Origin of the sequence: Serratia sp. ASV30 (genome assembly GCF_016428815.1) — a bacterium.
Classification (GTDB): Bacteria; Pseudomonadota; Gammaproteobacteria; order Enterobacterales; family Enterobacteriaceae; genus Chania; species Chania fonticola_C.
Window position 1 is genome coordinate 1 of sequence record NZ_JAELTL010000095.1, and the last position, 9,864, is coordinate 9,864.

General features: G+C 49.9%; 7 protein-coding genes and 1 pseudogene. 7 read left to right on the forward strand and 1 reads right to left on the reverse strand.

What is annotated here, in order from left to right; all coding sequences use genetic code 11:
* Nucleotides 1-129: 129 nt before the first annotated feature.
* From JHD74_RS24570 to JHD74_RS26725, 7 genes and pseudogenes are all read left to right on the forward strand, one after another.
* Nucleotides 130-3,069 (forward strand): glycosyltransferase, encoded by a 2,940-nt coding sequence (locus JHD74_RS24570; protein ID WP_199063732.1) that lies wholly within the window; start codon nucleotides 130-132, stop codon nucleotides 3,067-3,069.
* A gap of 2 nt (nucleotides 3,070-3,071) precedes the next feature.
* Complete coding sequence (gene gmd / locus JHD74_RS24575) at nucleotides 3,072-4,139, forward strand: GDP-mannose 4,6-dehydratase (protein ID WP_199063733.1); 1,068 nt, start codon at nucleotides 3,072-3,074, stop codon at nucleotides 4,137-4,139.
* A complete protein-coding gene (locus JHD74_RS24580; protein WP_199063734.1) occupies nucleotides 4,139-5,032 on the forward strand; it encodes a GDP-mannose 4,6-dehydratase in 894 nt (297 codons plus the stop codon). Before gmd ends, JHD74_RS24580 begins: the two co-directional genes overlap by 1 nt.
* A gap of 2 nt (nucleotides 5,033-5,034) precedes the next feature.
* Nucleotides 5,035-6,168, forward strand: coding sequence for a glycosyltransferase family 1 protein (locus JHD74_RS24585; protein ID WP_199063735.1), 1,134 nt, complete (start codon nucleotides 5,035-5,037; stop codon nucleotides 6,166-6,168).
* 8 nt (nucleotides 6,169-6,176) lie between these two features.
* Nucleotides 6,177-7,298 (forward strand): glycosyltransferase family 4 protein, encoded by a 1,122-nt coding sequence (locus JHD74_RS24590; protein ID WP_199063736.1) that lies wholly within the window; start codon nucleotides 6,177-6,179, stop codon nucleotides 7,296-7,298.
* Between the two features lie 153 nt (nucleotides 7,299-7,451).
* Nucleotides 7,452-8,858 (forward strand): NADP-dependent phosphogluconate dehydrogenase, encoded by a 1,407-nt coding sequence (gene gndA, locus JHD74_RS24595; protein WP_199063737.1) that lies wholly within the window; start codon nucleotides 7,452-7,454, stop codon nucleotides 8,856-8,858.
* Nucleotides 8,859-8,975: 117 nt separating this feature from the next.
* Nucleotides 8,976-9,739: pseudogene (locus tag JHD74_RS26725) on the forward strand (IS3 family transposase); the annotation flags it as partial.
* On the opposite strand, the gene JHD74_RS24605 reads toward JHD74_RS26725, so the two are convergent.
* A partial coding sequence (locus JHD74_RS24605; protein ID WP_199063739.1) for a hypothetical protein occupies nucleotides 9,661-9,864 on the reverse strand: 204 nt, incomplete at its 5' end. The pseudogene JHD74_RS26725 and the gene JHD74_RS24605 sit on opposite strands and share 79 nt — an antisense overlap.

Here is a 9,864-nt window from a genome sequence, read left to right on the forward strand (position 1 = left end):
CCCCCCCCCCCCCCCCCCCCCCCCCCCCCCCCCCCCCCCCCCCCCCCCCCCCCCCCCCCCCCCCCCCCCCCCCCCCCCCCCCCCCCCCCCCCCCCCCCCCCTTTTAGTTGGCATCGTCGGCAGCGTCAGATGTGTATAAGAGACAGATCTTCCTTTGAGCAGATAGGCAATAACTATCAGTATTGCCGTGATCTTGATTTGACGCGTTTTGATGCCGTTATTTCGACAAAGACGCCGACCTTTGCTGTCAATCACCCTAACCATGTGATGTATTTAGTGCATACGGTTCGCGTATTTGACGACATGTTCAGTGAGTCATTCCCGGGTAATGATCCTGTTCGGATGGCTGAGCGAGCGATTTTGCATCAATGGGATTTTGAGGCGATTTCGAAGGCTAAAGCTAAATTTACCATTGGTCACGAGGTTTCTAATCGTCTATATCGTTGGCGTGGTATTCATTCAGAGGTCATTCACCCTCCGTTAGGTGTCAATGGTTTCAGACAAGGACAAACCGGCAACTACTTTTTCCTTCCAGGGCGGCTTCACCCTTGGAAGCGGGTTGATTTGGCTATTAAGGCTGTAAAAGCTTCGAAGTTGCCTATGCGCCTGGTTATTTCAGGGATTGGTGAAGCGGAAAGTGATCTTAAGGCGTTGGCTGCTGGTGATAACAGAATTGAGTTCGTTGGCAGGCTAAGCGATGACGAGTTGTTAGCTTACTATGCTGATTCTCTAGCCGTTGCTTTTGTGCCAAAGAAAGAAGATTACGGCTATGTCACACTGGAAGGATTCGCCAGTGGTAAGCCGGTAATCACTTGCTCTGACTCTGGTGAACCGACTTATTTCGTCAAGCATAAAGAAACCGGGCTAATTTGTGAGCCCACCGCTGAGAGCCTGCGTGATGGATTTGAATGGTTATTCAATAACACATCACAAGCGGCCGCAATGGGGCTGCAGGGATACGATGTAATTCAAGGCATGTCTTGGGCTACCGTTGGTAAACAGCTAATTTCTGCGGCAATGGCTCCTGATGTAGCCCTGAAGCAAGAAGCTGCGAACGTACTCATCACGGATATGCAGCCTATTGACCCGCCTATTGGGGGAGGGCGTTTGCGTCTGCTCGGTCTCTACCATAATTTGGGAACGGATATTAAGGCCACCTATGTTGGTTCATACGACTGGCCAGGCGAAAAGTATCGTAAGCACCAACTCAGCCCGGGTCTGGAAGAAATTAATGTCCCCCTGAGTGATGAGCACCACCTGGCTGCGCAACAATGGGCGACCCAAGCGGGGGGCAAAACGGTAATTGATGTCGTTTTCAGTCAACAAGGGCATTTGTCGCCGAATTATTTAAATGAAGTCATTGAGAATATTAAACAGGCAGATGTAGTCGTATTCTCTCATCCGTGGGTCTATCCATTAATTGAGCCCAACTTGTTGCAAGGAAAAGTGGTGGTCTATGACTCTCAAAATGTTGAGGGTTATCTACGGGCACAACTCTTTGATGAGAGTAATGAGGCTGAGTTAGCCGCTATACGACAGGTTATTAGTGATGAATATCAACTTGGGCTACGTGCTGATGTGATACTGGCATGCTCTCAAGAGGATTTGTTGCGATTTAACCGGGTTTATGAATTCTCGCCAGAAAAAATGCGGGTTGTCCCCAATGGGGTCATGGCGTTTAAAAATGATGTTCCCGGTGAGGCTGAAAGAGTCAAAGCCAAAAAAGCACTTGGTTTTACCAGTGATGATAAAATTGCCATTTTTATCGGCAGTGCTTACGGTCCAAATGTCGAGGCTGCCCACTTTATTATGGGGTCGCTTGCTGCAGTTGTTCCTGATGTCACCTTTGTTATCGCCGGTGGGGTCGGAGCGGCAGTTGAAAAAGTGAGTCACGGTAATGTGCGTGTGACTGGCATGTTGAGTGAAGAAGATAAGGCGTTATGGCTATCTGCGGCAGATATGGCTGTGAACCCGATGTTTTCTGGCTCCGGCACCAATATCAAGATGTTTGACTTTATGTCAATGGCAATGCCGACAGTAACCACCCAAATTGGTGCACGTGGCATTGATACTGGTGGACTCAATGCCATGTTGGTCGTTGAACCAACAGAACAGGCGTTCGCTACGGCCATTCGTTCTCTCTTTGATGCTGAAACCAGTAAGGCTATCGGTGCTGCGGCACGTGTTTGCGTTGAAAACAGTTACGCCTGGGAGCGCATCTCTGATGTCGTAGGCAAAATGTTTTCCTCTAGGGCTCAGTTAGCAAACCAGCCACAACCGCATTTCTCTGTGGTGATCCCGAGCTATGAAAGACCCGATCAGCTCCATGAATTAGTCGGTTATCTGCAAAAGCAGATAGAACGTGATTTTGAAGTCATTATTATCGATCAAAGTGAGAAACCGTGGTCAGAGCGCGAACGTGATTTTGGTTTCCCACTATGCTATTACCACTCACCAGTCAAAGGTGCGGTACGAGCGAGGAATACGGGGGCCATGTTAGCCCAAGGGAAGGTCATTGCCTTCACCGATGATGACTGTCGCCCTGGCCCCAATTGGTTAGCCAATGCACGGAAGTATTTTGAGTTAGAAGGTGTTGTAGGAATCGAAGGCATGATCACCTCAGATCATTTGGGTGATGATAATTGGCGTCCAGTAACCAATGTTGGTTTTGAAAATATTGGCTTCATGACGGCAAATCTGCTGGTAAGAAGTTCCGTATTCAATTATTTGGGAGGGTTTGATTTGCAATTTGACCACCCACATTTTCGTGAGGATACGGACTTTGGCTGGAGAATGCAGCAGTTAGGTGCAGTGCCTTATGCAAGGGATGTTGATGTATTTCATCCAGCTCAATTACGTTCAAAAGAGCGGGAGTCAGCGGTAATCCGAGCTCGTTTCTTCCAGAAGGATGTTCTGCTTTACCGCAAACACCCGGATAAGTACTATGAGCTTTTTTTACAAGAGAGACATTACGCTATTACTTCAGGCTTTAAAGAAAATCTGCTGCTAGGTTTTGATAGAGAAAATGAACCTGTGCCTCAGTGGATGGCAGCATTGTTGGATGCGTAATCATGTGTTTTGATCAAAATAGGAACTTTTCTGTGCAAAAGACCGCAGTAATTACAGGTATCACTGGCCAAGACGGCGCATATCTTGCTGAGCTTCTCCTTGAAAAAGGGTATGTGGTTTATGGAACCTATCGCCGTACCAGCTCAGTAAACTTCTGGCGCATAGAAGAACTGGGGATTGATAAGCACCCGAATCTGCATCTGGTTGAGTATGATCTGACAGATCTGTCTGCCAGCATCCGTTTGTTGCAGCAAACAGGGGCAACGGAGGTTTATAACCTGGCCGCACAGAGCTTTGTGGGGGTGTCTTTCGAACAGCCTATTACCACAGCGGAAATCACTGGTATTGGCCCGGTTAACCTGCTGGAAGCGATCCGCATTGTTAACACTAAAATCCGTTTCTATCAGGCATCAACCTCTGAAATGTTCGGTTTAGTACAGGCTGTTCCACAGAAGGAAGATACGCCATTCTACCCGCGTAGCCCCTATGGCGTTGCCAAGCTGTATGCCCACTGGATGACCATCAACTATCGTGAAAGTTACGGTATTTTTGCGTCAAGCGGCATTCTGTTTAACCATGAGTCGCCGCTGCGTGGCCGTGAGTTTGTTACCCGTAAAATTACTGACTCCGTTGCCAAAATCAAACTGGGCAAACTGGACGTGCTGGAGCTGGGTAACATGGATGCCAAACGCGACTGGGGCTTTGCCAAAGAATATGTCGAAGGCATGTGGCGTATGCTGCAGGCTGAGCAGCCGGATACCTTCGTACTGGCAACCAACCGTACAGAAACCGTTCGTGACTTCGTTGCTATGGCATTCAAAGCTGCCGGTTATACCTTGCGCTTTGAAGGTAAAGATGAGCAAGAGGTAGGGATTGACGTTGCTAGCGGCAAAACGCTGGTTCGCGTTAACCCGAGATTCTTCCGTCCGGCAGAAGTAGAACTGTTGATCGGTAATCCAGCTCGCGCCAAGGAAATTTTGGGTTGGGAGCCGAAGACCACTCTGGAGCAGCTGTGCCAGATGATGGTGGAGCAGGATCTTGTACGTAATCAGAAAGGGTCTTCCTTCTGATGTTCGGCGCCGGCAAACGTGCCTTGGTTACAGGCATCAATGGGTTTACCGGCCGTTATGTGGCAGCGGAATTATCCGCTGCCGGATATCGGGTTTATGGGCTGGGTTCATTACCTTCGGCTCAGGCGGACTATTTTCAGGTAGACTTGCAAGACGAGGCGGCGTTAGCGGAAGCTATCGGCCAGGTTAAGCCAGATGTCGTTGTTCATCTTGCCGCCATTGCGTTTGTGGGCCATGGTGACGCGAATGCTTTCTATAGCGTAAACCTGCAGGGCACCCGGAACTTACTCCAGGCACTCTCCGACAGTGGGCATCCATTGGATGCCGTGTTAATTGCCAGCAGTGCCAATGTTTATGGTAACAGCACTGAGGGTAAACTCGGTGAAGAGACCCCTGCCAACCCAGCGAATGATTATGCGGTGAGTAAGCTGGCCATGGAGTTTATGGCCAGATTGTGGGTGGATAAACTGCCGATATTCATTACGCGGCCCTTTAATTATACCGGTGTTGGCCAGGCAGATAATTTCTTGTTGCCGAAAATCGTCAAACACTACAAGAGTAAGGCTGCCGTTATCGAGCTCGGTAATATCGACGTTTGGCGTGACTTTACCGATGTTCGCGCCTTGAGCAAGGCCTATGTGGCACTGTTACGGGTCAAGCCTATCGGCGAAACGATCAATGTCTGCTCTGGGCGAACTTATTCTTTACGTGATGCGGTTGATTTGTGTGAGAAAATCACATCGCACCACTTGGATATCCGCGTAAATCCGGCTTTCGTCCGTCCTAACGAAGTCAAGATATTGTGTGGCGATGCGACAAGACTGCGCAGTCTTGTCGGTGATTGGGATACTCCTCCGTTGGAGGAAACGTTGCGCTGGATGCTGGAAAACTGACGATGAAAGTCATATTTGGTACTGACCCGATTAAATATCCGTTAACTGGGATTGGCCGATATGCTTATGAGTTAGCTAACTGTTTAACTAAAAGCTCGGAGATATCCGAGCTTTTATTTCTTCAGGGGCGTAGGCTAAGTAAGCAAATACCGCAAGCCAGGGAAAGTAGTTCTTCAAGCCAGGGTTTGCGTCACATGGTGCAAAAAAGCAGAGTTGCTTCTGAGCTATACCGTTTGACGGCTCCCTGGTTAAAAACGTTAGCGTTAAAGAAACACCCAGATGCCATCTACCACGGCCCAAATTTCTATTTACCTCCCAAAGTTGGGCCTAGCGTAGCCACCTTTCACGATCTCTCAGTCTTTACATGGCCACAATGTCATCCTCAAGAGCGCGTCCGTTTTATGCAGAAAGAACTACTGCTGACGATGAAACGTGCCGATATCTTGATCACTGACTCAGATTTTACACGGCAAGAGGTGATGGATTATTTTAACTTGCCTGCTAATAAAGTATATGCGGCAAGGCTGGCTAGCAGTGGGGAATTTTACCCACGCGATCCCGAGTCTATTACTGCCGTAGTATCCCAGTATGGGCTGCAGGCAGGGCGATATTGTTTATTTACCGGGTCGATTGAGCCGCGCAAGAATATTGAAACCCTGCTGTCCGCCTACGAACGGTTGCCACTTAGCTTAAGAAAGGCTTATCCATTAGCTATCAGCGGCTTTAAAGGCTGGCGTAGTGAGGCTTTGCACGTGCGTTTTGAACAGGCTGAACGCGAAGGGTGGTTATGTTATCTGGGCTACACCAAGTCATCAGATTTACCTTACCTATTTGCTGGCGCCAGGAGTTTCCTATTCCCATCGTTATATGAAGGGTTTGGGTTGCCGGTGCTGGAGGCCATGGCATCAGGCGTGCCGGTGGTGTGTTCCAACAGTTCTTCGTTACCCGAGGTGGTTGGAGAGTGCGCGTTGACCTGCGCCGCTTTGGATGTCGAAACCTTGACGCAGTTAATTCATCAGAGCATTGAAGATGAGACTTGGCGTGAATCTGCCATCACTGGTGGTTTAAGTCGGGCAAAAACCTTCTCTTGGCAGCGTTGTGCCGCAGAGACTATTCACGCATATCAGCAGGTTTAATAGCTTTCATGTTAAAAGTTCTGCATTTTTATAAAACATATTATCCTGATTCTTTTGGCGGCATTGAACAGGTTATCTACCAGTTAAGCGAAGCTGGCATATGTCATGATATCGAATCGACAACGCTGTCGCTAAGCACGCGTGGTGATATTGATAATGAACGCGTCGGCTCGCACTCGGCCTATTACTCAGCAACCAATTTTGAAGTTGCCTCAACACCGTTTTCTATCAGTGCGATAAAAAAATTCAAACAGTTAGCTGAACAAGCAGACATTATCCATTACCACTTCCCATACCCATTCATGGATATGGTGCATTTTATCGCGGGTGTCAAAAAACCGACGATTGTGAGCTATCACTCGGATATAGTGAAGCAAAAATTGGCGTTAAAATTTTATACGCCGTTGATGAACAAATTTTTAGATTCGGTTGATTGTATTGTCGCGGCTTCGCCAAACTATGTGGAAACGAGCGTGACCTTGCAGAAATACCTGCCAAAAGTCAAAGTGATCCCTTATGGTTTGGATAAGCACTCTTATCCCATGGCGGATGAACGGCACCTCGACCACTGGCGACAAAAGGTGGGCGATCGCTTTTTCCTGTTTGTTGGCGCTTTCCGTTACTACAAGGGGCTCCATATTCTGCTTGATGCGGTAAAAGGCACCGACTTCCCGTTGGTGATCGTTGGAGCTGGTCCGATCGAGCAAGAGTTGAAACAGCAGGCCGCAGAATTAGGTTTAAACAATATTCACTTCCTTGGCGCGTTGCCGGATGAAGATAAAGCCGCCTTATTGCAACTGTGCTACAGCGTGGTTTTCCCGTCCCATTTGCGCTCGGAGGCGTTTGGTATCACTTTGCTTGAAGGGGCGATGTTTGGTAAGCCGCTCATCTCCAGTGAGATCGGCACAGGTACTACCTACATCAATCTGGATAAGGAAACCGGCATCGTCGTACCTCCGTCAGATGCTGATGCATTGCGCCAAGCGATGGTGCAACTGTGGAACGATCCGCAGTTGGCAGCCCGTTACGGAGAGAATGCTGCCAAACGTTTCCAAGACCTGTTCACGTCTGCACGTATGGCGGAAAGTTACATTGAGCTCTACCAGCAGTTGATCGAGAAGCGCCTGTAAAAACCGCATTGTCTATCCGTGATATGCAATTATGTGACCTATCGCACCAATCACTACCCAGCGAACACAATCCTGAGTTAACATGTTGGCCACATCAAAAACCTGTTGGCCAAGAGCCGTGATACAGGTGTCATCCTCAGACAGGAGTTCCTAATGTCCAAACAGCAAATCGGCGTTGTCGGCATGGCGGTGATGGGCCGCAATCTGGCTTTGAACATCGAAAGCCGTGGCTATACCGTTTCTATCTTTAACCGTTCAGGCGACAAGACTGACGAAGTTTTTGCAGAGAACCCAGGCAAAAACCTGGTGCCGCACTACACCGTCGAAGAGTTTGTTGCATCGCTGGAAACACCGCGCCGCATTTTGCTGATGGTAAAAGCGGGCGAAGCTACGGACAAGACCATTGCCTCGCTGACTCCGCACCTGGATAAAGGCGATATCCTGATCGACGGTGGTAACACCTACTATCAGGACACTATCCGTCGTAACCGCGAGCTGTCTGCTCAGGGCTTCAACTTTATTGGCACCGGCGTTTCCGGTGGCGAAGAAGGAGCGCTGAAAGGGCCTTCAATCATGCCTGGTGGCCAGAAAGAAGCTTACGAGCTGGTGGCACCCATCCTGAAGAAAATCGCCGCTGTGGCTGAAGGTGAGCCATGCGTGGCCTATATCGGTGCCGACGGTGCTGGCCACTACGTGAAGATGGTGCACAACGGTATCGAATATGGCGACATGCAGCTGATCGCAGAAGCCTACTCCTTGCTGAAGCAGGCGCTGAATCTGAACAACGAGCAGTTGGCTGAAACCTTCGCCGAGTGGAACAAGGGCGAGCTGAACAGCTACCTGATCGACATCACCAAAGACATCTTCACCAAGAAAGACGAAGAGGGTAAATACCTTGTTGATGTGATCCTCGATGAAGCGGCCAACAAAGGCACCGGCAAATGGACCAGCCAGAGCTCTCTGGATCTGGGTGAGCCACTGTCATTGATCACCGAGTCTGTGTTCGCACGTTACCTGTCTTCTCTGAAAGACCAGCGTGTAGCGGCTTCTAAAGTCCTGACCGGCCCGAAAGTTGCAGCCTTCAGCGGCGAGAAAGCCGAGTTTGTCGAGAAAGTTCGTCGCGCTCTGTACCTGGGTAAAATCGTTTCCTATGCACAGGGCTTCTCTCAGTTGAAAGCGGCTTCCAAGGAAAACAACTGGGATCTGAACTACGGCGAAATTGCCAAGATCTTCCGTGCCGGTTGCATCATCCGCGCTCAGTTCCTGCAGAAGATCACCGATGCCTACGCTGAGAATGCCGACATCGCCAACCTGCTGCTGGCACCTTACTTCAAGCAAATCGCCGATGAGTATCAGCAAGCGCTGCGTGATGTGGTTTCCTATGCAGTGCAGAACGGCATCCCAACGCCAACCTTCTCTGCGGCGATCGCATACTACGACAGCTACCGCTCTGCGGTGCTGCCTGCCAACCTGATCCAGGCGCAGCGTGACTACTTCGGTGCTCATACTTATAAGCGTACCGACAAAGAAGGCGTATTCCATACCGAATGGATGGAATAATCCCGCACGTTGAACGATAAAAAAAGCCGCCGAGGTTAATGCCCGGCGGCTTTTTTATTGCCTGTGACCCGTCCTGAATAGCGTTGACACGTTTTCGACTTAAATCTGGAGAACGTGATAATGGCCGAGTTTAAACGCACACAACGTGACTATCCTTTGTCTTTTAAAATTGCTGTTGTTGAGCAGGTTGAAAAAGGCGAAATGACCTACAAACAGGCTCAACTGCGCTATGGTATTCAGGGACGTTCGACCGTTCTGACCTGGTTGCGCAAGCATGGCCATCTTAACTGGGCTCCAGGTCTTCCCCATCTCTCCAGCCGGGAGTTGCCCATGAGCCAACCGCCTGCCCCTTTAACTCCTGAGCAAAGGATCAGGGAACTTGAAGAACAGCTTGAGCTGGTCACCCAGAAAGCGGAGTTCCTTGATGCTGTCGTTAACGTGCTGAAAAATGACTATGGGATCAGTGTCATAAAAAAGCGGCCAGGCAAGTCCTCACGCAAAAACAGACCCCAAAAATAACCATTACCCGGGCCTGCCAGTTCCTGGGACATAGCCGGCAGGCCTGGTATCAGCACAATACACGGCTTAGTAAGCAACGGGCTCGTGATGTCCGGATCATCGATTTTGTTAAAACGATAAGAGTACGTCAGGCGCGTATCGGGACCCGCAAGCTGCATTATCTGCTGAATAAACAATCAGATGATGGATTGCATGTCGGACGTGACCGGTTGTTCTCTCTGCTGAAGGAACGCCGGCTGCTGGTGCCAGTCAAACGGGCGTACCATAAAACAACGGACAGCCATCACCGTTTTCGGCGGCATCCCAATTTATTAAAAGCGGGGCCGGAACATGTGGTGGTAAGGCGACCAGAACAGGTATGGGGGGGTCTCTTATACACATCTGACGCTGCCGACGATGCCAACTGGGTGTAGATCTCGGGGGTGGCCGGGTCATTAGGAGGGGGGGGGGGGGGGGGGGGGGGGGGGGGGGGGGGGGGGGGGGGGGG

Coding starts and splice junctions, on each gene's coding strand:
- JHD74_RS24570 (WP_199063732.1), top strand. CDS start 130: ATGTGTATAAGAGACAGATCTTCCTTTGAGCAGATAGGCAATAACTAT.
- JHD74_RS24590 (WP_199063736.1), top strand. CDS start 6,177: ATGTTAAAAGTTCTGCATTTTTATAAAACATATTATCCTGATTCTTTT.
- gndA (WP_199063737.1), top strand. CDS start 7,452: ATGTCCAAACAGCAAATCGGCGTTGTCGGCATGGCGGTGATGGGCCGC.
- JHD74_RS24580 (WP_199063734.1), top strand. CDS start 4,139: ATGTTCGGCGCCGGCAAACGTGCCTTGGTTACAGGCATCAATGGGTTT.
- JHD74_RS24585 (WP_199063735.1), top strand. CDS start 5,035: ATGAAAGTCATATTTGGTACTGACCCGATTAAATATCCGTTAACTGGG.
- gmd (WP_199063733.1), top strand. CDS start 3,072: ATGTGTTTTGATCAAAATAGGAACTTTTCTGTGCAAAAGACCGCAGTA.